A 21,877-nucleotide genomic window follows, 5' to 3' on the forward strand; every position below is an offset into this window, starting at 1 on the left:
CCGACCCCTCAGAGCTTCATCAGGCTGGCGTCGTCGACCGAGGCCGAGTGGCGGGAACGGAACAGCGACACGATGATCGCGAGCCCGACGACCACCTCCGCGGCGGCGACGACCATCGTGAAGAAGGCGATGATCTGGCCGTCGAGATTGCCGTGCATCCGGGAGAAGGCGACCAGCGCGAGGTTGCAGGCGTTGAGCATGAGCTCGATGCACATGAAGACGACGATCGCGTTGCGCCTGATCAGCACGCCGGTGGCACCGATCGTGAACAACAGGGCGGCGAGATAGAGGTAGTTGACCGGGTTCACTTCGATGCCTCCTCGGGCCGCTTGAAGGTCGACGGCTCGATCGCTGTCCGCTCCAGCCGTTCCTCCGCACGCTGTTCCAGGGCCCGCAGGTCGTTGAGCGCCTCGGCGGACACGTCCCGGATCTGGCCGCGCTCGCGCAGCGTCTTGCTGACCGTGAGGTCGGACGGGGTGCCGTCGGGCAGCAGGCCGGCGATGTCGACGGCGTTGTGCCGGGCGTACACCCCGGGCGCCGGAAGCGGCGGAACGTGCTTGCCCTCGCGGACGCGCTGTTCGGCCAGCTCGCGCTGGGTCTTGGCGCGCTCGGTGCGCTCGCGGTGGGTGAGCAGCATGGCGCCGACGGTGGCCGTGATGAGCAGGGCGCCGGTGATCTCGAAGGCGAAGACGTACTTGGTGAAGATGAGGGCGGCGAGGCCCTCCACATTGCCGTTCGCGTTCGCCTGGGCGAGGCCGTTGAACTCCGTGAGCGCGGCGTTCCCGATGCCCGCGACGAGCAGGATGCCGAATCCGAGCCCACAGAGGAGGGCCAGCCACCGCTGGCCCTTGATGGTTTCCCTCAGGGAGTCCGCGGCCGTGACACCGACAAGCATCACCACGAACAGGAACAGCATCATGATCGCGCCGGTGTAGACGATGATCTGCACGACGCCCAGGAAGTAGGCACCGTTGGCGAGATAGAAGACCGCCAGGACGATCATGGTACCGGCGAGGCAGAGCGCGCTGTGCACGGCCTTCTTCATGAAGACGGTGCACAGGGCGCCGATGACCGCGACGGTCCCGAGGATCCAGAACTGGACGGCCTCTCCGGTGGAGGTGGAGTAGGCGGCGAGCTGCTCGGTCATCGGCCGATCACCTTCTCCGACGCCGGTTCGTCCTCGCCGAAGGTCGAGGCGGCCTCCTGGGGCACCTCTCCCTTGGAGAGAGCCACCTGGCGCTCGGTGCCGGGCGCGGCCTCCGTCACCAGGCCCCGGTAGTAGTCCTGCTCGTCAGTCCCCGGGTAGATGGCGTGGGGCGTGTCGACCATGCCGTCTTCCAGGCCGGCGAGCAGCTGCTCCTTGGTGTAGATGAGGTTGGCGCGGCTGGAGTCGGCGAGCTCGAACTCGTTGGTCATCGTCAACGCGCGCGTGGGGCACGCCTCGATGCACAGGCCGCACAGGATGCAGCGGGCGTAGTTGATCTGGTAGACGCGGCCGTACCGCTCGCCCGGCGAGTAGCGTTCCTCGTCGGTATTGTCGGCGCCCTCCACATAGATGGCGTCGGCGGGGCAGGCCCAGGCGCACAGCTCGCAGCCGACGCACTTCTCCAGGCCGTCCGGATGGCGGTTGAGCTGGTGCCGTCCGTGGAAGCGCGGAGCGGTGGTCTTCTGCTGCTCCGGGTACTGCTCGGTCAGCCGCTTCTTGAACATGGCCTTGAAGGTCACGCCGAAGCCGGCCACGGGGTTCAGGAAACCGGGCTTGGTCTCCTTGGGCTCCTCAGCCATCGGACGCCTCCTTTCCATCCAGAGATCCGTCACTCTGAGTATCGGGCCCGCCACTGACAATCAGCTCCCGCTCCCGGCGCGGGCGGCGCCGCGGCACCGGCGGAAGCTCCTGTCCGGGCAGTGGCGGTACGGGGAATCCGCCCGCCATCGCGTCGAAGGCGGCGGGCTCCTCGACGCCTTGCGCGCCCACCTTCGTCCGTTCGCGGAACATGTCCGCGACGAAGGAGAGGATCAGCAGCGCGAGGACGCCACCGCCGACGTAGAGGGCGATGTCGGCGAATTCGTAGTTCTCGTTGCGCAGAGTCCGCACGGTCGCGACGAGCATCAGCCAGACGACGGAGACCGGGATGAGGACCTTCCAGCCGAGTTTCATCAGCTGGTCGTAGCGGACGCGCGGCAGCGTGCCGCGCAGCCAGATGAAGAAGAACAGCAGCAGCTGAACCTTGATCACGAACCACAGCAGCGGCCACCAGCCGTGGTTCGCGCCTTCCCAGAAGGAGCTGACCGGGTACGGGGCCCGCCAGCCGCCCAGGAAGAGCGTCACCGACACGGCCGAGACCGTCACCATGTTCACGTACTCGGCGAGCATGAACATCGCGAACTTGATCGACGAGTACTCGGTGTTGAAGCCACCGACCAGGTCGCCCTCGGACTCCGGCATGTCGAAGGGGGCACGGTTGGTCTCACCGACCATCGTCACGATGTAGATCAGGAAGGACACCGGCAGCAGGACGATGTACCAGCGGTCCTGCTGTGCCTCGACGATCGCCGAGGTCGACATCGACCCGGAGTAGAGGAACACCGAGGCGAAGGCGGCGCCCATGGCGATCTCGTACGAGATCATCTGCGCGCAGGAACGCAGACCACCGAGCAGCGGATAGGTGGATCCGGAACTCCAACCCGCCAGGACGATGCCGTAGATGCCGACCGAGGCGACCGCGAGGATGTAGAGCATCGCGATCGGCAGATCGGTGAGCTGCATCGTGGTGCGCTGGCCGAAGATCGAGATCTCGTTGCCGGCCGGGCCGAACGGGATCACCGCGATCGCCATGAAGGCCGGGATGGCCGCGACGATCGGTGCGAGGACATAGACCACCTTGTCCGCGCGTTTGACGATGACGTCTTCCTTGAGCATCAGCTTGATGCCGTCGGCGAGCGACTGCAGCATTCCCCAGGGGCCGTGCCGGTTGGGGCCGATGCGCAGCTGCATCCAGGCGACGACCTTGCGCTCCCAGACGATGGAGAACAGCACGGTCACCATCAGGAAGGCGAAGCAGAACACCGCCTTGATGACGACCAGCCACCAGGGGTCGCGGCCGAACATCGAGAGGTCTTCAGCGGCGAGGTACGGGTTCATGCCTCCACCTCCTTCGGGGACTCGGCCGCAAGGGTCGCCGGGCCGATGCGGACGAGTGAGCCGGGCAGCGCCCCGGTGTCGGAGGCGACGCCGCCGCCGGTGGAGTTCAGCGGGAGCCAGACCACCCGGTCGGGCATCTCGGTGATCTGCAGCGGGAGTTCGACGACTCCGCGGGGGCCGGTCACAGCCAGGACGTCGCCGCTCTTGACGCCGGCCTCGGCAGCCGTGGCGGCCGACAGGCGCGCGTGGGCGGCGTGCCGGGTACCGGCGAGAGCCTCGTCGCCCTCCTGGAGGAGGCCCTGGTCGAGCAGCAGCCGGTGCCCGGCCAGAACGGCCTCACCGGCAGCCGGTCGCGGCAGCTGGTCGGCGATCGCCAGGGGTTCGGTGGCCCGAGGTCCGTCCCAGGGTCCGAGCCGGTCGATCTCCGCGCGCGTCGTGCGCAGATCCGGCAGACCGAGGTGTACGTCCATGGCGTCGGCCAGCATCTGCAGCACGCGCGCGTCGGTCGGGGCGAGGCGGCGGGTCATCTGGTCGGGCTTGAGCGCGGCCTCGAAGAAGCGCACCCGGCCCTCCCAGTTGAGGAAGGTGCCGGCCTTCTCGGCGACCGCGGCGACGGGCAGGACGACGTCGGCGCGCTGAGTGACCTCGCCCGGCCGCAGTTCGAGCGACACCACGAACCCGGCCTCGGCGAGCGCCTCACGCGCGCGTGCCGGGTCGGGCAGGTCGGCGACCTCGACGCCCGCGACCAGCAGGGCCTGCAGTTCGCCGGTGGCGGCGGCCTCGACGATCTGTCCGGTGTCACGGCCGTAGCGGTGCGGGAGATCGGACAGACCCCAGACGGCGGCGACCTCCTCGCGCGCGCGTGGGTCGGTCGCGGGACGTCCGCCCGGCAGCAGCGACGGCAGCGCACCGGCCTCGACGGCACCGCGCTCCCCCGCCCGGCGCGGAATCCACACCAGCTCGGCGCCGGTCGCGGTCGCGGCCCGTACGGCGGCGGTGAGCCCGCCCGCCACAGTGGCCAGCCGCTCGCCGACGACGATCACCGCGCCCTCGGCGCGCAGTGCCTCGGCCGCCTTCGCACCGTCCCCCTCCAGGCCGACCCCGCTCGCGAGCGCGTCCAGCCACTCGGTCTCGGTGCCGGGAGCTGCGGGCAGCAGCGTGCCGCCGGCCTTCTCCAGGCCGCGCGTCGCGTGGGTGGCGAGCGAGAAGACCTTCTGGCCGTGCTTGCGCCAGGCCTTGCGCAGCCGCAGGAAGATGCCGGGCGCCTCCTCCTCGGCCTCGAACCCGGCCAGCAGGACGGCCGGTGCCTTCTCCAGGGAGGCGTAGGTGACGCCCGTACCGTCGAGGTCACGGCCGTGACCCGCGACCCGGGCCGCCAGGAAGTCGGCCTCCTCGCCGCTGTGCACACGCGCGCGGAAGTCGATGTCGTTGGTGTCGAGCGCCACGCGCGCGAACTTGCTGTACGCGTAGGCGTCCTCGACGGTGAGCCGGCCGCCGGTCAGGACCCCGGTCCGGCCGCGCGAGGCGAGCAGCCCCTGGGCCGCGATCTGCAGCGCCTCCGGCCAGGAAGCCGGTTCGAGATCGCCCTCGGCGTTGCGCACGAGCGGCGTCTGGAGCCGGTCACGCTGCTGGGCGTACCGGAACCCGAACCGGCCCTTGTCGCAGATCCACTCCTCGTTGACTTCGGGGTCGTTGGCCGCGAGCCTCCGCATGACCTTGCCGCGCCGGTGATCCGTACGCGTCGCGCAGCCACCGGAGCAGTGCTCGCACACCGACGGTGAGGAGACGAGGTCGAAGGGGCGGGAGCGGAACCGGTACGCCGCCGAGGTGAGCGCGCCGACCGGGCAGATCTGGATGGTGTTGCCGGAGAAGTACGACTCGAACGGGTCGCCCTCGCCGGTGCCGACCTGCTGGAGCGCGCCGCGCTCGACCAGCTCGATCATCGGGTCGCCCGCGACCTGGTTGGAGAACCGGGTGCAGCGGGCGCACAGCACGCACCGCTCACGGTCGAGCAGCACCTGTGTGGAGATCGGCACGGGCTTCTCGTACGTCCGCTTGCGCCCTTCGAAGCGGGACTCGGCGTGCCCGTGCGACATGGCCTGGTTCTGCAGCGGGCACTCGCCGCCCTTGTCGCAGACCGGGCAGTCCAGCGGGTGGTTGATGAGCAGGAGCTCCATCACACCCTTCTGGGCCTTCTCGGCGACCGGCGAGGTGAGGTGCGTCTTCACGACCATGCCGTCCGTGCACGTGATCGTGCAGGACGCCATCGGCTTGCGCTGGCCCTCGACCTCGACGATGCACTGGCGGCAGGCGCCGGCCGGGTCGAGAAGGGGGTGGTCGCAGAAGCGGGGGATCTCGATGCCGAGTTGCTCGGCGGCCCGGATGACCAGGGTGCCCTTCGGCACGCTGATCTCGATGCCGTCGATCGTCAGTGTCACGAGATCTTCCGGCGGGACCGCCGCCTCTCCCCCTCCGGAGGGAGCGCTGGTGGTCACAGTCATGCGTTCACCTCCGTGCGGTGGTCGGCCCAGGCCGTCGACTTGGCCGGGTCGAAGGGGCAGCCACGGCCCGTGATGTGCTGCTCGTACTCCTCGCGGAAGTACTTCAGCGAGGAGAAGATCGGCGAGGCGGCACCGTCGCCGAGGGCGCAGAAGGACTTGCCGTTGATGTTGTCGGCGATGTCGTTCAGCTTGTCGAGGTCGCTCATCACGCCCTTGCCGGCCTCGATGTCGCGCAGCAACTGCACGAGCCAGTACGTGCCTTCGCGGCAGGGCGTGCACTTGCCGCAGGACTCGTGGGCGTAGAACTCGGTCCAGCGGGTGACGGCGCGGACGACGCAGGTCGTCTCGTCGAAGCACTGGAGCGCCTTCGTACCGAGCATGGAACCGGCGGCGCCCACCCCTTCGTAGTCAAGGGGGACGTCGAGGTGCTCGTCGGTGAACATCGGCGTCGAGGAACCGCCCGGTGTCCAGAACTTGAGGCGGTGGCCCGGGCGCATGCCGCCGCTCATCTCGAGGAGCTGGCGGAGTGTGATGCCGAGGGGTGCCTCGTACTGGCCGGGGCTCGCGACATGGCCGCTGAGCGAGTAGAGCGTGAAGCCCGGGGACTTCTCGCTCCCCATCGACCGGAACCAGTCCTTGCCCCGATGCAGAATCGCGGGAACCGACGCGATCGACTCGACGTTGTTCACAACAGTCGGGCAGGCGTAAAGACCTGCCACCGCAGGGAAGGGGGGACGAAGCCGCGGTTGACCACGGCGGCCTTCGAGCGAGTCGAGCAGTGCGGTCTCCTCACCGCAGATGTACGCGCCGGCGCCCGCGTGCACGGTGAGTTCGAGATCGAGGCCACTGCCCAGGATGTTCTCGCCGAGGTAGCCCGCCGCGTAGGCCTCGCGCACGGCCTCGTGCAACCGCCGCAGGACGGGGACGACTTCACCACGCAGATAGATGAAGGCATGCGAAGACCTGATGGCATAACACGCGATGACAATGCCCTCGATGAGGCTATGCGGGTTCGCGAAGAGGAGCGGAATGTCCTTGCAGGTTCCGGGCTCCGATTCGTCGGCGTTGACAACTAGATAGTGCGGTTTTCCATCACCCTGGGGAATGAACTGCCATTTCATTCCCGTCGGGAACCCCGCGCCGCCGCGCCCGCGCAGACCTGAGTCCTTGACGTACGCGATCAGGTCGTCCGGCGACATGGCGAGCGCCTTGCGAAGTCCCTCGTATCCTTCGTGCCTCTTGTAGACGTCCAGCGTCCAGGACCTGTCCTCGTCCCAGAAGGCCGACAGCACGGGTGCGAGCAACTTCTCGGGGCTGGTGTCTTTCAGCTCGGGTGCCAAGGTCATCACTCCCCCTCCTCGGCGGTAGGCCCTGCCGGATGGCCGGGGTCGGATGCCGATGTGTCCTGCGGCGCGTCATGCGAACTGAGGTGTTCGGCCGGCGACGGCTCGTGCACCGCACTGTCCTGCGGCCCCTCGTGCGGGCCGCCCTCCCGCGGATGGACCACGCGCGCGGGTGCGGCCTCTCCCCTGGCCAGGCGGAGGCCGACCAGCGACGCCGGTCCCGCACTGCCGCTCTCCTCGACGGCCCCGGGCCGCTCGTCGGGGAAGCCGGCCAGAATCCGCGCGGTCTCCTTGAAGGTGCACAGCCGGGCCCCGCGCGTCGGATCGACGGGCCGCCCCGCGCGCAGGTCGTCGACCAGGCGCTTGGCGCTCGCCGGGGTCTGGTTGTCGAAGAACTCCCAGTTGACCATCACGACCGGCGCGAAATCGCAGGCCGCGTTGCACTCGATGTGCTCCAGGGTGACCTTGCCGTCGTCGGTGGTCTCGCCGTTGCCGACGCCCAGGTGCTCCTGGAGCTCCTCGAAGATCGCGTCCCCGCCCATCACCGCGCACAGGGTGTTGGTGCAGACGCCCACCTGGTAGTCACCGCTCGGCTTGCGCCGGTACATGGTGTAGAAGGTGGCGACCGCGGTGACCTCGGCCGTGGTCAGGCCGAGCATGTCCGCGCAGAACCGCATTCCGGTGCGCGTGACATGGCCCTCCTCCGACTGCACGAGGTGCAGCAACGGCAGCAGGGCGGACCGGGAGTCCGGGTATCGGGCGATGACGTCGCGCGCGTCCCTCTCGAGCCGCTCTCGAACGTCGTCCGGGTAGCCGGGCGCGGGCAGTTCGGGCATGCCCAGGCTGACGCCCCGCTCGGAAGAAGAGGTGGTCACCGGTCGACGCCTCCCATCACGGGGTCGATGGACGCGACGGCGACGATGACGTCGGCGACCTGGCCGCCCTCGCACATCGCCGCCATGGCCTGCAGGTTGGTGAACGACGGGTCGCGGAAGTGGACCCGGAAGGGACGGGTGCCGCCGTCGGACACGGCGTGCACCCCGAGCTCGCCCTTGGGCGACTCGACGGCCGCGTACGCCTGTCCCGGCGGGACGCGGAAGCCCTCGGTGACCAACTTGAAGTGGTGGATCAGGGCCTCCATGGAGGTGCCCATGATCTTCTTGATGTGGTCGAGGGAGTTGCCGAGCCCGTCGGGTCCCAGAGCGAGCTGGGCGGGCCAGGCGATCTTCTTGTCGGCGACCATGACCGGGCCGGGCTGGAGCCGGTCCAGGCACTGCTCGACGATCCCGAGCGACTGACGCATCTCCTCCAGGCGGATCAGGAAACGCCCGTAGGAGTCGCAGGTGTCGGCGGTCGGGATCTCGAAGTCGTACGTCTCGTAGTCGCAGTACGGCTGTGCCTTGCGCAGGTCGTGCGGCAGGCCGGTGGAGCGCAGGATCGGGCCGGTGGCGCCGAGGGCCATGCAGCCGGCCAGGTCGAGATAGCCGATGTCCTGCATGCGGGCCTTGAAGATGGGGTTCCCGGTGGCGAGCTTGTCGTACTCCGGGAGGTTCTTCTTCATCTTCTTCACGAACTCGCGGATCTGGTCCACCGCGCCGGGCGGCAGGTCCTGGGCGAGTCCGCCGGGCCGGATGTACGCGTGGTTCATGCGCAGGCCCGTGATGAGCTCGTAGATGTCGAGAATCATTTCACGATCACGGAATCCGTAGATCATGATCGTGGTGGCGCCGAGCTCCATGCCGCCGGTGGCGATGCACACCAGGTGGGAGGAGAGCCGGTTCAGCTCCATCAGGAGCACCCGGATGATCTTGGCGCGCTCGGTGATCTGGTCCTCGATGCCGAGGAGCTTCTCGACGGCGAGACAGTAGGCGGTCTCGTTGAAGAAGGACGTCAGGTAGTCCATGCGCGTCACGAACGTGGTGCCCTGCGTCCAGGTCCGGTACTCGAGGTTCTTCTCGATGCCGGTGTGGAGATAGCCGATGCCGCAGCGGGCCTCGGTGACGGTCTCGCCCTCGATCTCCAGGATCAGGCGCAGCACCCCGTGGGTGGAGGGGTGCTGGGGGCCCATGTTGACGACGATGCGTTCGTCGTCGGCGCGGGCCGCGGACTCGACGACCTCGTCCCAGTCGCCACCGGTGACCGTATAGACGGTGCCTTCGGTGGTTTCGCGGGCGGATGCTGACTGCGTGCTCACGAGTACGACCTCCGCTGGTCCGGAGCCGGGATCTGGGCGCCCTTGTACTCGACGGGGATGCCGCCGAGGGGGTAGTCCTTGCGCTGCGGGTGGCCCTGCCAGTCGTCCGGCATCATGATCCGCGTCAGGGCGGGGTGACCGTCGAAGACGATGCCGAAGAAGTCGTACGTCTCGCGCTCGTGCCAGTCATTGGTCGGGTACACGGAGACGAGCGACGGGATGTGCGGGTCGCTGTCGGGGGCGCTGACTTCGAGGCGGATCAGCCGGTTGTGGGTGATCGAGCGCAGGTGGTAGACGGCGTGCAGCTCACGGCCCTTGTCGGTCGGGTAGTGGACGCCGCTGACGCCGGTGCACAGTTCGAAGCGCAGGGCCGGGTCGTCGCGGAGGGTGCGGGCGACACGGACCAGGTGCTCGCGCTCGATGTGGAGGGTGAGTTCGCCGCGGTCGACGACCGTCTTCTCGATGGCGTTCTCGGGCAGGAGGCCCTGTTCCTCCAGCGCGCCCTCGAGTTCGTCGGCGACCTCGTCGAACCAACCTCCGTACGGGCGGCTCGCCGGTCCCGGGAGCCGGACCGAGCGAACCAGGCCGCCGTAGCCGGAGGTGTCGCCGCCGTTGTCGGCGCCGAACATGCCGCGCTGGACGCGGATCTCCTCGCCGCCCTCGCCGCGCTGGCCGGGGAGGTTGGAGGCGGAGAGGTCCTTCTCGGGGTTGACCCCGTTCGACCCGTTCGCCCCGTTGGTGCCGTTCGCGTCGCTCACCGCAGCAGCCCCTTCATCTCGATCGTGGGCAGGGCCTTGAGCGCCGCTTCCTCCGCCTCGCGGGCCGCCTCCTCGGCGTTCACGCCGAGCTTGGAGGTCTGGATCTTCTGGTGCAGCTTGAGGATGGCGTCCATCAGCATCTCCGGCCGTGGCGGGCAGCCGGGGAGATAGATGTCGACCGGGACGATGTGGTCGACGCCCTGGACGATCGCGTAGTTGTTGAACATGCCGCCCGAGGAGGCGCAGACCCCCATGGAGATCACCCACTTGGGGTTCGGCATCTGGTCGTAGACCTGCCTGAGCACCGGCGCCATCTTCTGGCTGACCCGGCCGGCGACGATCATCAGGTCGGCCTGACGCGGGGATCCGCGGAAGACCTCCATGCCGAAGCGCGCCAGGTCGTAGCGGCCGGCGCCGGTGGTCATCATCTCGATGGCGCAGCAGGCGAGGCCGAAAGTGGCCGGGAAGACGGACGCCTTGCGCACCCAGCCCGCGGCCTGCTCGACGGTGGTCAGCAGGAATCCGCTCGGCAGCTTTTCTTCGAGTCCCATGTCGTTAAAGGCCCCTCAGTCCCATTCCAGGCCGCCGCGCCGCCATACGTACGCGTACGCGACGAAGACGGTGAGCACGAAGAGCAGCATCTCCACGAGCCCGAAGATCCCCAGGGCGTCGAAGGTGACGGCCCAGGGGTAGAGGAAGACGATCTCGATATCGAAAATGATGAAGAGCATCGCCGTCAGGTAGTACTTGATGGGGAAGCGCCCGCCGCCGGCCGGCGTGGGGGTCGGCTCGATACCGCACTCGTACGCCTCGAGCTTGGCCCGGTTGTATCGCTTCGGACCGATCAGCGTGGCCATGACCACGGAGAAGATCGCAAAGCCTGCCCCGAGGGCTCCCAGTACGAGGATGGGCGCATACGCGTTCACCGCTCCTCGCTCCTCTCAGTCGGCACTGACTGCTGGCGGTTGCACTGGACTCACAACCGCCCCACCGATCCCAGGAGCCCCGCTCGTCCCGGCGAAGATCGAGAACATGTGAAGCAGGTCACAAGCCCAACTGCCTCGCATCTTATGCCCGCCGCTCTGTGATCTGCGACACGGGGTATTGCACAAGCTTTGTGATCTCCACCACCTGACGAAGGATCATGAAGCTGGATGAGCGGCGATCTTCGTACAAGAAGCGTCCGAGTGATCACCAGAGGTGACATTTTCGCTCGTCGGCGCAGCTCGGAAGGGGCGTCTCAATATCAAGAGAGTTCCCTTGCATGCAAATTGGTGTTGGACAGAACGCCTTGGTAGGGGAGCGCGTTCACACCTCGGAGGGAGCTTTGGAGCGAGATGTGGACGCGTGCACACGTTCACGAGCGACACGGGGTGGGATTCGGACACAGGACGCGCACGACGCCGTAATCGTTGCGTGACCTCCACCACATCAATGAGAGACCTCTGAGAACCGGGCTTGGCCACCGGTCCCAACAAGTGGTAGGCGGCGGGCAATCCGGACTTAATGATGAAAGGCCGTGATCACGGGCGTGCAGGGCTGCGTCCGCAATGTCCGTTACGGCGTCAATAAAGAGTGGTGCGCCGGGGAATTGGGGCGCCGATTGAACAACTGTGGCGCAGCACACGTTTCTTGAAGGTATGGAGGAGCCCCTGATACCCGTTGTTCTCATGTCCCACACCGCTCACATACGTAGCCACCGGAAGCCCCGCCGCAGCGCGTCGTCGTCCATCGCGATGCGTGCCGGAGTTGCCGGTGGCGTCCTCAGCATGGCAGCGGCGGGTGCGTCGGCCACGGCGAACGCCGCCGAGCCGGTGACCCAGACCATCGAACTGCCCACCCTCACGGGTGACCTGGCGACCCAGCTCGCCCAGCCCGCGGACGCCACCCAGCTGGCGGCGGCGAACTACGAGCTCGACGCCGAGCGTGACGCGGCCGCCGCCGCGGCGGCCAAGGAAGCCAAGAAGGACCTCGCCGAGGCCAAGAAGAAGGCCGAGGCGAAGAAGAAGGCGGAGGAGGCTCGCCGGGCCGCCGCCGAGGCCGCCGCCTCGCGCAGCGCCGAGCGGGCCACCCTGTCCGCTTCCGCGAGCACGAGCATGTCCGCTCCCGCGAGCGGCAGCGTGGGGACCGTCATCTCCTTCCTCCAGGCGCAGGTCGGCGACGCGTACGTCATGGGTGCCACCGGCCCCAACGCGTGGGACTGCTCCAGCCTGGTCCAGGCCGCGTTCAAGCAGGTCGGCGTCGACCTGCCGCGGGTCTCGCAGGACCAGTCGATGGCCGGCACCGAGGTGTCGCTGTCCAACCTCCAGGTGGGCGACATCCTGTACTGGGGCGCCAAGGGCTCCGCGTACCACGTGGGCGTCTACATCGGCAACGGCCAGTACCTGGACGCGGCCAACCCGTCCAAGGGCGTCGTCATCCAGGACCTTTCCGGCTACCCGGCGACGGGCGCGGTGCGCGTGCTCTGACGTACGGTCGTACAGCGCAGTCGTACGGCAGGGGCCGCAGCCGCTCGGGGGCAGCGGCCCCTCCGTCCTGTCCGAGGTGACCCTGTGCCCTATCCGAGGTCGAAGGTGTTGGGCAGGCCCAGCTTGTAGCGCACCTCGTCGATCCGCTTGAGGGGTTCCAGTTCCGGGGGCCGGTACAGCTCTCGGATCTCACAGCGGTCGGCGTCCGAATTGTCCGCGTCCAGGAGCGCGTTGACCGCGAGGCGGGCCGACTCGTTGGCGCCCTCCATCGTCGCCAGGTCCACGTCGGTGCGGACGTAGTCGCCCGCGAGGTAGAAGTTCGGGACCTTCGTACGGGCCGTCGGACGGTTGTAGAGGGTGCCCGAGGGGTGGATGAGGAGCTGCTCGCGGTTCTGCGGGTCGGGGCCGCCCAGACCGGTCACCGCCGGGTCCATGAACCAGCCGAGGCGGTCCTCGTCCCGCAGCGTGGTCTTGCCCGCGTCGTTGAGGCCGTCCTTCAACTGGGCCCAGAGTTCGGCGACGACCTCCTCCTTGGTGCACTCCTTGGCGGTCTTGCCGTAGAGAATGCCCGGCTTGTCCCACTCCGAGATGATGGCGGAGAGGCAGTCGTGGGCGCGGCCGTCGCCGTAGTCGCGGGAGAAGTCCCGTCCGTCCCAGAACTGGGCCTGGCCGACAGCGGTCACCGACCAGGGCGAGTCGAGACAGTTGATGTGGCCGTGCACGACCGGTGTGGGCGTGCGTAGATAGAACATCACGCCGGTCATCCAGTCGGTCTGGAGGGCGTCGCACCGCGCGAGCTGCGGGTCCGCCGCGCGCAGGGCCGGGCCCCACGTCATGCGCGCGTGCTCGACCGGGAGCGCGGAGATGTAGTGGTCGGCGGTGACGGTACGTTCGTCGCCGCCGTCGCGGGCCGAGACGCGGACGCCGGTCACGCGGCCGCCGTCGTGCAGAACCTCACGCACCTGGGAGCCGAGGGCGAACTCGACGCCGAGGGAGCGCAGGTGGGTCTCCCAGGGGTCGATCCAGGCCTCACTGGTGGGGGCGTTGAGGACGCGGTCGATGTCGGCGTCGCCGTCCATGCCGCGGCCGAGCAGGCCCCACAGGAGCAGGGCCTCGATGATGATCCGGCCGACGGTTCGGGTGGAGGCGACCTCCGCGCGCGTGGCGACGAGGTTGCGGGTCTGGCCTATGCCGAGGACGGTCTGGTACTCCTCACTCATCTCCTCGGCTCGTATGAAGTCCCACCACGCGACCTTCTCCCACTGCTCCTCGCGTCGGGCGTCGCAGCTGGTGAGGTGGACGAGGAGGCGGTCGGCGAAGTAGGCGACCTCGTGGGCGGGCAGGCGGGTGCCGAGGTCCAGCACCGAGAGGATCTGGTCGCGGATCCAGCCGGGGGTGAGGTCGCCGAGGCGCGGCGGGGTGGTGGCGCGGCGGAGCGGGAAGTGCAGGTCGGGGCGGCCGCCGGCGCGGGCGAACAGCGCCTCGGTGCCGCTGACGAGGTTGTCGTGGACGCCGTTCGCGTTGCCGGGCACGGGTATGCGGCGCATAGTGTCCGGCAGGTTCCGGTAGAAGCCGGGGAAGAAGCGGAAGCCGTGCTCGGCGGGGAGGTCCGCGCGGCCACCGGCGGCCGTGCCGGGGACGGGCATCGAGCGGGCCTTGCCGCCGAGGGCGTCGTAGTACTCGTAGACGGTGACGGCGTAGCCGCGTTCGGCGAGTTCGTGGGCGGCGCTCAGGCCGGAGACTCCGCCGCCGAGGACGGCGACGCGTCTGCCGGAGTTGCCGGACGGGGCCGCCGCGGACGCTGTGCCGGCCGTTCCTAAGGCGCTTACGGCGAGGGCGGCTCCGGCGGTGGCCGTGAGGAAGCGTCTGCGGGTGTGGCCGGATGGGGCGCGGTCTGTCTTCTCCTGGGGCTCCTGGGTGTGTTCTGTTGTCATGATTCCCGGAGGGTAGGGAGGGGCTCCGAAGGTCGGAAGCCCGTTTCCCGGTCACCTACAGCATCCTCACAACCACAGGGAGAAGCAGCCATGCCAAGCGTGTTCGTGCAGGGCAGGCCCGTCGAGTCGTACCCGCAGCTCGCGCCCGAGGCCCGGCGCGGCTCGGTGCGCAGGATCACCGAAGCGGGTGAGGACGTCCTGCACAAGCGGTGCCGGGACGTCACCGAGTTCGGGCCGGATCTCGCCGCGCTCATCGACGACATGTTCCTGACGATGTACATCGCCGACGGGGCCGGGCTCGCGGCCAATCAAGTCGGCGTCGATCTCCGGCTGTTCGTGTACGACTGCCCGGACGACGACGGGGTCCGGCACGTCGGGCACATCGTCAATCCGGTGCTGGAGGCGCCCGACGCCACACACCGCCGGCTCCTCGACGACAGCGAGGGGTGCCTGTCGGTGCCGGGCGCGGTGATGGACGTACCGCGCCCGGACCGGGCCGTGGTACGCGGCTTCGACAAGGACGGCGAGCCCCTCGTGATCGAGGGCACCGGGTACTTCGCCCGTTGCCTCGCGCACGAGACCGATCACTGCGAAGGGCAGGTCTATCTGGACCGGCTTTCCAGGCGGGAGCGGAAGGAGGCGCTGCGGCAGGTGGCGGACCGGCGCGAGGAGGTCTTCGCGCGCCGGTCCGCCAACATCGAGGCCCTCGGCAGGCCTTAGGCTCTGCCGGTCAGGCCTTCGGTGCCACCTTGCTCAGCCCGTTGATGATCCGGTCCATCGCGTCGCCGCCCGTCGGGTCGGTGAGGTTGGCCAGGAGCTTGAGGGTGAACTTCATCAGGAGCGGGTGGGTCAGGCCGCGCTGGGTCGCGATCTTCATGACCTTCGGGTTGCCGATGAGCTTCACGAAGGCGCGGCCCAGCGTGTAGTAGCCGCCGTAGGTGTCCTTCAGGACGCGCGGGTAGCGCTGGAGGGCCAGTTCACGTCCCGCGGGCGTCGAGCGGGCGTGGGCCTGGACGATGACGTCGGCGGCGATCTGGCCGGATTCCATGGCGTAGGCGATGCCCTCGCCGTTGAAGGGGTTCACCAGGCCGCCGGCGTCGCCGACCAGCAGCAGGCCCTTGGTGTAGTGCGGTTGGCGGTTGAAGGCCATGGGCAGGGCGGCGCCGCGGATGGGGCCGGTCATGTTGTCCGGGGTGTAGCCCCAGTCCTCCGGCATCGAGGCGCACCAGGCCTTCAGCACCTCGCGCCAGTCCAGCTCTTTGAAGGAGTCCGAGGTGTTGAGCACGCCCAGGCCGACGTTCGACGTGCCGTCGCCCATGCCGAAGATCCAGCCGTAGCCGGGGAGGAGGCGGTCCTCGCCGGGGCCACGACGGTCCCACAGCTCCAGCCACGACTCCAGGTAGTCGTCGTCGTGGCGGGGGCTTTCGAAATACGTCCGTACGGCCACGCCCATCGGGCGGTCCTCGCGGCGGTGCAGGCCCATCGCCAGGGACAGGCGGGTGGAGTTGCCGTCGGCGGCGACGACCAGCGGGGCGTGGAAGGTGACCTCGCGCTTCTCCTCGCCGAGTTTGGCGTGGACGCCGGTGATCCGGCCGGTGCGGTCGTCGATGATCGGGGCGCCGACGTTGCAGCGCTCGTAGAGCCGGGCGCCCGCCTTCTGGGCCTGGCGGGCGAGTTGCTCGTCGAAGTCGTCGCGCTTGCGGACGAGGCCGTAGTCGGGGAAGGAGGCGAGATCCGGCCAGTCCAGCTGGAGGCGCACACCGCCGCCGATGATCCGCAGGCCCTTGTTGCGCAGCCAGCCGGCTTCCTCGGAGATGTCGATGCCCATCGCCACGAGCTGTTTGACCGCGCGCGGGGTCAGGCCGTCGCCGCAGACCTTCTCCCTCGGGAACTCGGTCTTCTCCAGCAGGAGTACGTCGAGGCCGGACTTGGCCAGGTGATACGCCGTCGTGGAGCCGGCCGGCCCCGCGCCCACGACGATCACATCGGCGGTGTTCTCGGAGAGGGGCGAGGAGGGGGGCTCGGTCACAACGGTCACGGCTGGATCTCCCCAGGTTCGAAATCTGCGTGCCGACCGGCACTGGACATGGGCAGTCTATTCAGCAGAATTGATCACCCGGCTGAAGGGCTGCCCTGTGAACCGAGTTCTCCCCGTAGTACGGCTGCGTGTGCCCACCGACGAGGACGCGGTCGCCTGGCACCGGGCTTTCGCCCACCCGGACGTCATGGAGTTCCACGGCGGCAAGGCCGCGGAGTTGTCCGTCTACGAGGAACTCACCGCCCGCCAGCGCCGGCACGACGCCGAGCGCGGGTTCTGCCTGTGGACCGTGCTCGACGAGGACGAACGGGTGATCGGCTTCACCGGCGCCCAGCCGTGGGAGCGGGACTGGGGTCCCGTCGGGGAGATCGAGATCGGCTGGCGGCTCGGGCGGGAGTACTGGGGCCAGGGGTATGTCACGGCGGCCGCGCGGCTGACGCTGGAGCGGGTGCGGGCGGCCGGGGTGCCGAGTGTGGTGGCGATGGTCGACGCACGCAATGCGCGGTCGATCGCGGTGACCCGGCGGCTGGGGATGGAGCTCGCCGAGGTGTTCACCACGCCGGACGGGCAGCAGAAGGGGCACTGCTACCGGCTGGCTCTGCCCTCACCGCACGATGACTCTGAGTAACCGACTGCTACAGAAAGGCACTTAGCGCTTCCGGACGGTACCCCCGGGCGGTTACCCTGCCAATACCGCTGGGGGTGACATCTGTGCGTATAACACCCAAAACGCCCGAGGTGCGGGTGCCGAAGCTCGTCGGTCTGATGGCCATGGACGCGCGCGAGGCAGCGAAGTCGCACGGCCTGCTCCTCAACGCACCGGACCGGCCGGACTTCCACCTCACGGTCGTCGACTACGTCGTACGTCAATACCCCCAGCCCGGTGCCGAGGTGCCGCGGGACTCGATGGTCTACATCTGGTTCGACCTCGGCGACGGCGAGGGCGGCGGAGGCGTACGCGAGCCACGCATCCCTCGGCCGCCGTCGGGTGGGCTGCAGCGCGAGTTGGACGCGCCCGGGGACCCGTACCCCGTTGTCAGCTCGGCTTGAAACCGACGCTCAGGCCTGCTTGAAACCGCGGTGCAGGGCCACGACCCCGCCCGTCAGGTTCCGCCAGGCCACCTTCGACCAACCCGCCTTGCGCAGGCGTTCGGCGAGGGCCGGCTGGTCGGGCCAGGCCCGGATGGACTCGGCGAGGTAGACGTACGCGTCGGGGTTCGAGGACACCGAGCGGGCGACCGGCGGCAGGGCGCGCATCAGGTACTCGGTGTAGACCGTGCGGAAGGGCGCCCAGGTCGGGTGCGAGAACTCGCAGATCACGACCCGGCCGCCGGGCCTCGTGACCCGGTACATCTCGCGCAGGGCGGTGTCGAAGTCCTGGACGTTGCGCAGCCCGAAGGAGATCGTCACGGCGTCGAAGGTGTCGTCCTTGAACGGCAGCCTCGTCGCGTCGCCCGCCGTGAACGGCAGCCAGGCGTGCTTGCGCTTGCCGACCTGGAGCATGCCGAGGGAGAAGTCGCAGGGCACGACGTAGGCGCCGGTCTGCGCGAAGGGCAGCGAGGAGGTGGCCGTCCCCGCGGCAAGGTCGAGGACCTTCTGCGCGGGGCGGGCGTCGACGGCCTTGGCGACCTCCTTGCGCCATCTGCGGTCCTGGCCGAGCGACAGCACGTCGTTGGTCAGGTCGTACCGTTCCGCCACGTTGTCGAACATCGAGGCGACTTCGTGCGGCTGCTTGTCCAGGGATGCGCGGGTCACGGGCCCATTGTGGCAGTACGGCCTCCCGGGAGGAGCGTCGGCTTCTTCTTGGCCGCCACGTCCTCCACCCAGCCGCACAGGAGCACGAACACCGCGATCAGGGTCCAGCCGATGCCGAACATGAACCACTGGCTCTCCAGCGGCAGGTACTTCTCGAACGCGGGGACGTTCCAGAACTGGTGAAGTCGACGAAGATCATCGAGTAGACCGTGAAGACGCCGATGAGCGGGGCGAAGACCGGAGTGATGATCTGGAAGATGACCACGAGAGGCATGCCGACCCGGCCGAAGCGGCCCGAGGGACCCTTGTCCGTCAGGGACTTGCGGTGCTTCCACAGGGCCTGCATCGTGCCGTACGACCACCGGTAGCGCTGCGACCACAGCTGCTTGAGCGAGCCCGGCGCCTCCGTCCACGCGCGCGCGTGCTCCTGGTAGACGACCCGCCAGCCCGCGCGGTGCATGGCGATGGTGATGTCGGTGTCCTCGGCGAGCGTGTCCTCGCTCATGCCGCCGACCTGCAGGACCGCGTCACGGCGGAACGCGCCGATCGCGCCGATCGCGCCGATCGCGCCGGGGACGGTGGGCATGCAGCGCAGCAGGTCGTACATGCGGCGGTCGAGGTTGAAGCCCATCACGTACTCGATGTGCTGCCAGGCCCCGATGACGGTGTTGCGGTTGCCGACCTTGGCATTGTCGGCGACCGCGCCGACCTCTGGGTCGCCTGACGGATGACGCGGATGTTGGTCATGCCGAGTTCGTGGGCCGCGTTGCGGGCGATCTCGGACGTGTTGTCCGTGGAACCGTCGTCGACCACGATGCACGGACTCACCGACGGCGGTACACCAACCGCCCATCCACCACCGTCGCCACGCACGTTCCCGCGCCGCGTTCCGGCAGTTCCGCCTCGTCCTGTACGTCGAACACCGCGAAGTGGGCTGCGGAGTTCCGCTCCCTCGGCTCCGCGAACTCCACCGGCAGCCCGGAGCGGTAGGGGTCGAGCGCCGGGGTCCCGCCAGGGCGTCCGAGTCGGCCCATGACCGCCAGACCCGAGCGGTGCACCGCGTCCCGTACCGCGCGGTTACGCAACTCCTCGCAGGCCACCCGGACCGTCCCGTGCGCCAGCATCCGCTGAAGCGCGCGCCGCGCACTCGCGCCCCAGCGGGCGTCGTCCATGGCGAGGGCCGCCAGCGCGTCGCCGGTCAGCGGCTCGGTGCCCAGTTCGTCGGCCTCGCGCGGGTCGGGGTGGTACGCCTCCTCCAGCAGCTCGTTGCCGTGGAGGTTGATCAGTCCGGGCGTGAGGATGCCGGGCCACTCCCGCACCCGGGCCCGCGGATGGGCGGCGACGAGCTCCACCAACTCCCCCGTGTCGGCGATCCACGCGCCCTTCACGGCGAGCGCCCGCCCTCTGGAGTCCGCGTGAATCGTCAGCACGAGTACGTCAGTTGGACGCGAGGATCTTCAGCTCGGGGTGGGCTGTGCCGCCCTCGATCGCCGTGGAGGAGATGTGGGACACGACCCGCTCGTCGACGGGGTCGTTCGCCGGGTCGTCGTGGACGACGAGGTGTTCGTACGTGGTGGAGCGCTGGGCCGGGACCCGCCCCGCCGTACGGATCATGTCGATCATTTCCTGCAGGTTGGAGCGGTGCTTGGCACCGGCCGCCGAGACGACGTTCTCCTCCAGCATGACCGAGCCGAGGTCGTCCGCGCCGTAGTGCAGCGTCAGCTGCCCGGCGTCCTGGCCGGTGGTCAGCCAGGAGCCCTGGATGTGGGCGATGTTGTCCATGAAGAGCCGGGCGATCGCGATCATCCGCAGGTACTCGAAGATCGTGGCCTGCGTGCGGCCCTTCAGGTGGTTGTTCATCGGCTGGTAGAGGTACGGGATGAAGGCGCGGAAGCCACCCGTCCGGTCCTGTACGTCACGGATCATCCGCAGGTGCTCGATGCGCTCGGCGTTGGTCTCGCCGGTGCCCATCAGCATGGTGGAGGTGGACTCCACGCCCAGCCGGTGAGCCGTCTCCATGATCTCCAGCCAGCGCTCGCCGGACTCCTTCAGGGGCGCGATGGCCTTGCGCGGGCGCTCGGGGAGCAGTTCCGCGCCGGCGCCCGCGAAGGAGTCGAGACCGGCCGCGTGGATGCGCTGGATCGCCTCCTCCACGCTCACCTTCGAGATCCGCGCCATGTGCTCGACCTCGCTCGCCCCCAGGCTGTGGATGACGAGCTGCGGGAACTCCTTCTTGATGGCGGCGAAGTGCTTCTCGTAGTACTCGACGCCGTAGTCCGGGTGGTGGCCGCCCTGGAACATGATCTGGGTGCCGCCCAGCTCGACGGTCTCGGCGCACCGGCGCAGGATGTCGTCCAGGTCGCGGGTCCAGCCCTTGTCCTTGGCGGTGGGCGGCGCGTAGAAGGCGCAGAACTTGCACGCCGTCACGCAGACGTTCGTGTAGTTGATGTTGCGCTCGATGATGTACGTCGCGATGTGCTCGGTGCCCGCGTACCGGCGGCGGCGCACGGCGTCGGCGGCGGCGCCGAGCGCGTGCAGCGGCGCGTCCCGGTAGAGGTCGAGCGCCTCCTCGGGCGTGATGCGCCCGCCCGCGGCGGCACGGTCGAGGACGGACTGAAGGTCGGCCTTCTCGGTCACCGGCGGCGTCCCTTTCATCAAGGGTTGTGGACGGACTGATCCAGCGTACGCCAGGCACCGAGGGCGGCCGACGTCAGGCCGCGTACGCCCCGATCAGCAGCCCCACGAACGTCCCGCCGAGCAGGAACGGCCCGAACGGGATCGCCGACTTGCGCCCGGTCCGCCGTATCAGCACGAGCCCCCAGCCGTACAGCGCCCCGGACAGGAACCCGGCGAAGGTGCCGAGCATGACCGCCGGCCAGCCGTACCAGCCCAGCACCGCCCCCGCGCCGACCGAGAGTTTCACGTCGCCGAAGCCCATGCCGTCGGGGTTGATGAGCCACAGCAGGTAGTAGAAGACACCGAGCGCGAGCGCGGCCCACAGGGCGGTCGGCCAGTCGCCGGTGTGCTCGGGGACGAGCGCGACCAGGCCGAGCAGCAACGGCGCGGCGGCCGCGAGCGGGAGGGTCAGCGGGTCGGGCAGCCGCCGTACCCGGAGGTCGACGACCGCGAGCAGCACGCCGGCCGGCGCCAGCAGCAGCCAGACGCCCAGCTCGGGCCGGGTGCCGGTGGCGGCGGCGAGGGCGGCGCACACCAGGGCGGTGACGGTGGCGAGCGTCGGGGCGCCGGGGCCGTACAACGTGCCCGGGCCGTACGGCGTGCCGGAGCTGGACGGCGAACCGGAGCTGGACGGCGAACCGGTCCCGCACTGTCCGCACCGGGCCCGCCCGATCCACCCCCCGCCGAACCCCGCGATGGGATGCCCGCCCGGACACCGCTCCCGCCACCCCTCCTCCGGCTTCTCCGACTTCTCCGGCTCCTCCGCCTTCTCGGAATCCTCCGAGGCCTCCGCCTTCTCCGACTCTTCCGGCACCTCCGGCACGGAGAACCGGTACGCGGCCCTGGGCAGCAGCGCCCCCGCCGCCGCACCCCAGAGCGCGGCGGCGAGGACCAGCAGGGCGGTGCTCATCAGACGGCCGGCGACGCGCAGCCGGCCGGGCCGTTCGCCACGCGCCCCTCACCGCCCGCACGGAGTCCGCGCGGCAGTCGGAAACCGCCCAACTCCCGCGGCTCGTCGGGCTGCGGTGTCGCCATGGTGGCCCTCCCCCGTCGTCATGCGCACCTGAG

At 69.2% G+C, this 21,877-nt stretch carries 22 protein-coding genes and 2 pseudogenes; 4 read left to right on the plus strand and 20 right to left on the minus strand.

The features are described from left to right. Nucleotides 1–8: 8 nt before the first annotated feature. The 11 genes from nuoK to IF78_RS0122795 are packed head-to-tail and all read right to left on the minus strand — an operon-like array spanning nt 9 to nt 10,864. Complete coding sequence (gene nuoK / locus IF78_RS0122745) at nt 9–308, minus strand: NADH-quinone oxidoreductase subunit NuoK (RefSeq protein WP_019756142.1); 300 nt, start codon at nt 306–308, stop codon at nt 9–11. Continuing rightward, entirely contained in the window at nt 305–1,147 is an 843-nt protein-coding gene (locus IF78_RS0122750) for an NADH-quinone oxidoreductase subunit J (protein ID WP_031477988.1), read from the minus strand. The genes nuoK and IF78_RS0122750 overlap by 4 nt, the downstream gene beginning before the upstream one ends. Then, the gene (gene nuoI / locus IF78_RS0122755) at nt 1,144–1,785 is read right to left on the minus strand and encodes an NADH-quinone oxidoreductase subunit NuoI (RefSeq protein ID WP_031477989.1); all 642 of its coding nucleotides are present in this window, start codon (nt 1,783–1,785) and stop codon (nt 1,144–1,146) included. Before nuoI ends, IF78_RS0122750 begins: the two co-directional genes overlap by 4 nt. Next, complete coding sequence (gene nuoH / locus IF78_RS0122760) at nt 1,778–3,142, minus strand: NADH-quinone oxidoreductase subunit NuoH (protein WP_031477991.1); 1,365 nt, start codon at nt 3,140–3,142, stop codon at nt 1,778–1,780. Before nuoH ends, nuoI begins: the two co-directional genes overlap by 8 nt. Continuing rightward, on the minus strand, nt 3,139–5,643 hold the full coding sequence (locus tag IF78_RS0122765) for an NADH-quinone oxidoreductase subunit G (RefSeq protein WP_031477993.1): 2,505 nt from the start codon (nt 5,641–5,643) through the stop codon (nt 3,139–3,141). The genes nuoH and IF78_RS0122765 overlap by 4 nt, the downstream gene beginning before the upstream one ends. Beyond that, complete coding sequence (gene nuoF, locus IF78_RS0122770; RefSeq protein WP_031477995.1) at nt 5,640–6,989, minus strand: NADH-quinone oxidoreductase subunit NuoF; 1,350 nt, start codon at nt 6,987–6,989, stop codon at nt 5,640–5,642. Before nuoF ends, IF78_RS0122765 begins: the two co-directional genes overlap by 4 nt. Beyond that, nucleotides 6,989–7,861, minus strand: a complete 873-nt coding sequence (gene nuoE, locus IF78_RS0122775) for an NADH-quinone oxidoreductase subunit NuoE (protein ID WP_031477997.1) — start codon at nt 7,859–7,861, stop codon at nt 6,989–6,991. Before nuoE ends, nuoF begins: the two co-directional genes overlap by 1 nt. Next, complete coding sequence (locus tag IF78_RS0122780) at nt 7,858–9,180, minus strand: NADH-quinone oxidoreductase subunit D (protein WP_031477999.1); 1,323 nt, start codon at nt 9,178–9,180, stop codon at nt 7,858–7,860. The genes nuoE and IF78_RS0122780 overlap by 4 nt, the downstream gene beginning before the upstream one ends. Beyond that, the gene (locus IF78_RS0122785) at nt 9,177–9,938 is read right to left on the minus strand and encodes an NADH-quinone oxidoreductase subunit C (protein ID WP_031478001.1); all 762 of its coding nucleotides are present in this window, start codon (nt 9,936–9,938) and stop codon (nt 9,177–9,179) included. Before IF78_RS0122785 ends, IF78_RS0122780 begins: the two co-directional genes overlap by 4 nt. After that, a complete protein-coding gene (locus IF78_RS0122790; protein ID WP_003998928.1) occupies nt 9,935–10,489 on the minus strand; it encodes a NuoB/complex I 20 kDa subunit family protein in 555 nt (184 codons plus the stop codon). The genes IF78_RS0122785 and IF78_RS0122790 overlap by 4 nt, the downstream gene beginning before the upstream one ends. Nucleotides 10,490–10,504: 15 nt before the next feature. Next, entirely contained in the window at nt 10,505–10,864 is a 360-nt protein-coding gene (locus IF78_RS0122795; RefSeq protein ID WP_003974383.1) for an NADH-quinone oxidoreductase subunit A, read from the minus strand. Nucleotides 10,865–11,578: 714 nt separating this feature from the next. On the opposite strand from IF78_RS0122795, the gene IF78_RS0122800 reads away from it, so the two are divergent. Then, nucleotides 11,579–12,406, plus strand: a complete 828-nt coding sequence (locus tag IF78_RS0122800) for a C40 family peptidase (protein WP_031478003.1) — start codon at nt 11,579–11,581, stop codon at nt 12,404–12,406. Nucleotides 12,407–12,495: 89 nt separating this feature from the next. On the opposite strand, the gene IF78_RS0122805 is transcribed toward IF78_RS0122800, so the two are convergent. Next, on the minus strand, nt 12,496–14,340 hold the full coding sequence (locus tag IF78_RS0122805; RefSeq protein ID WP_031478004.1) for a hydroxysqualene dehydroxylase: 1,845 nt from the start codon (nt 14,338–14,340) through the stop codon (nt 12,496–12,498). Between the two features lie 90 nt (nt 14,341–14,430). Between IF78_RS0122805 and def the strand changes: the two genes are divergently transcribed. Then, nucleotides 14,431–15,060 carry a peptide deformylase gene (gene def / locus IF78_RS0122810; RefSeq protein ID WP_031478005.1) on the plus strand — a complete coding sequence of 210 codons (630 nt, stop codon included), beginning with the start codon at nt 14,431–14,433 and terminating at the stop codon, nt 15,058–15,060. 10 nt (nt 15,061–15,070) lie between these two features. Here the strand turns inward: def and IF78_RS0122815 are convergent, their stop codons facing one another. Further along, a complete protein-coding gene (locus IF78_RS0122815) occupies nt 15,071–16,378 on the minus strand; it encodes a geranylgeranyl reductase family protein (RefSeq protein ID WP_031478007.1) in 1,308 nt (435 codons plus the stop codon). Nucleotides 16,379–16,475: 97 nt separating this feature from the next. On the opposite strand from IF78_RS0122815, the gene IF78_RS0122820 reads away from it, so the two are divergent. Together IF78_RS0122820 and IF78_RS0122825 are read left to right on the plus strand one after the other, a co-directional pair. Continuing rightward, on the plus strand, nt 16,476–17,006 hold the full coding sequence (locus IF78_RS0122820) for a GNAT family N-acetyltransferase (protein WP_031478009.1): 531 nt from the start codon (nt 16,476–16,478) through the stop codon (nt 17,004–17,006). A gap of 83 nt (nt 17,007–17,089) precedes the next feature. Beyond that, entirely contained in the window at nt 17,090–17,428 is a 339-nt protein-coding gene (locus tag IF78_RS0122825) for a PASTA domain-containing protein (RefSeq protein ID WP_267882942.1), read from the plus strand. A gap of 9 nt (nt 17,429–17,437) precedes the next feature. On the opposite strand, the gene IF78_RS0122830 is transcribed toward IF78_RS0122825, so the two are convergent. The 7 genes and pseudogenes from IF78_RS0122830 to IF78_RS50455 form a co-directional block, all read right to left on the minus strand. Beyond that, on the minus strand, nt 17,438–18,133 hold the full coding sequence (locus tag IF78_RS0122830; RefSeq protein ID WP_031478012.1) for a demethylmenaquinone methyltransferase: 696 nt from the start codon (nt 18,131–18,133) through the stop codon (nt 17,438–17,440). Continuing rightward, nucleotides 18,130–18,318 (minus strand): annotated as a pseudogene (locus IF78_RS46360) (acyltransferase family protein); the annotation flags it as partial. The pseudogene IF78_RS46360 and the gene IF78_RS0122830, both read right to left, overlap by 4 nt. Further along, nucleotides 18,306–18,949 (minus strand): annotated as a pseudogene (locus IF78_RS0122840) (glycosyltransferase family 2 protein); the annotation flags it as partial. The pseudogenes IF78_RS46360 and IF78_RS0122840, both read right to left, overlap by 13 nt. A gap of 8 nt (nt 18,950–18,957) precedes the next feature. Then, a complete protein-coding gene (locus tag IF78_RS0122845) occupies nt 18,958–19,563 on the minus strand; it encodes a hypothetical protein (RefSeq protein WP_031478015.1) in 606 nt (201 codons plus the stop codon). 7 nt (nt 19,564–19,570) lie between these two features. After that, nucleotides 19,571–20,770 carry a cyclic dehypoxanthinyl futalosine synthase gene (gene mqnC, locus IF78_RS0122850; RefSeq protein WP_031478017.1) on the minus strand — a complete coding sequence of 400 codons (1,200 nt, stop codon included), beginning with the start codon at nt 20,768–20,770 and terminating at the stop codon, nt 19,571–19,573. A gap of 73 nt (nt 20,771–20,843) precedes the next feature. After that, a complete protein-coding gene (locus tag IF78_RS0122855; RefSeq protein ID WP_031478019.1) occupies nt 20,844–21,719 on the minus strand; it encodes a prepilin peptidase in 876 nt (291 codons plus the stop codon). Further along, nucleotides 21,719–21,844, minus strand: a complete 126-nt coding sequence (locus IF78_RS50455) for a hypothetical protein (protein WP_267882943.1) — start codon at nt 21,842–21,844, stop codon at nt 21,719–21,721. Before IF78_RS50455 ends, IF78_RS0122855 begins: the two co-directional genes overlap by 1 nt. Nucleotides 21,845–21,877: the final 33 nt, after the last annotated feature.

It is taken from the genome of Streptomyces bicolor (assembly GCF_000719285.1).
GTDB classification, from domain to species: Bacteria; Actinomycetota; Actinomycetes; order Streptomycetales; family Streptomycetaceae; genus Streptomyces; species Streptomyces bicolor.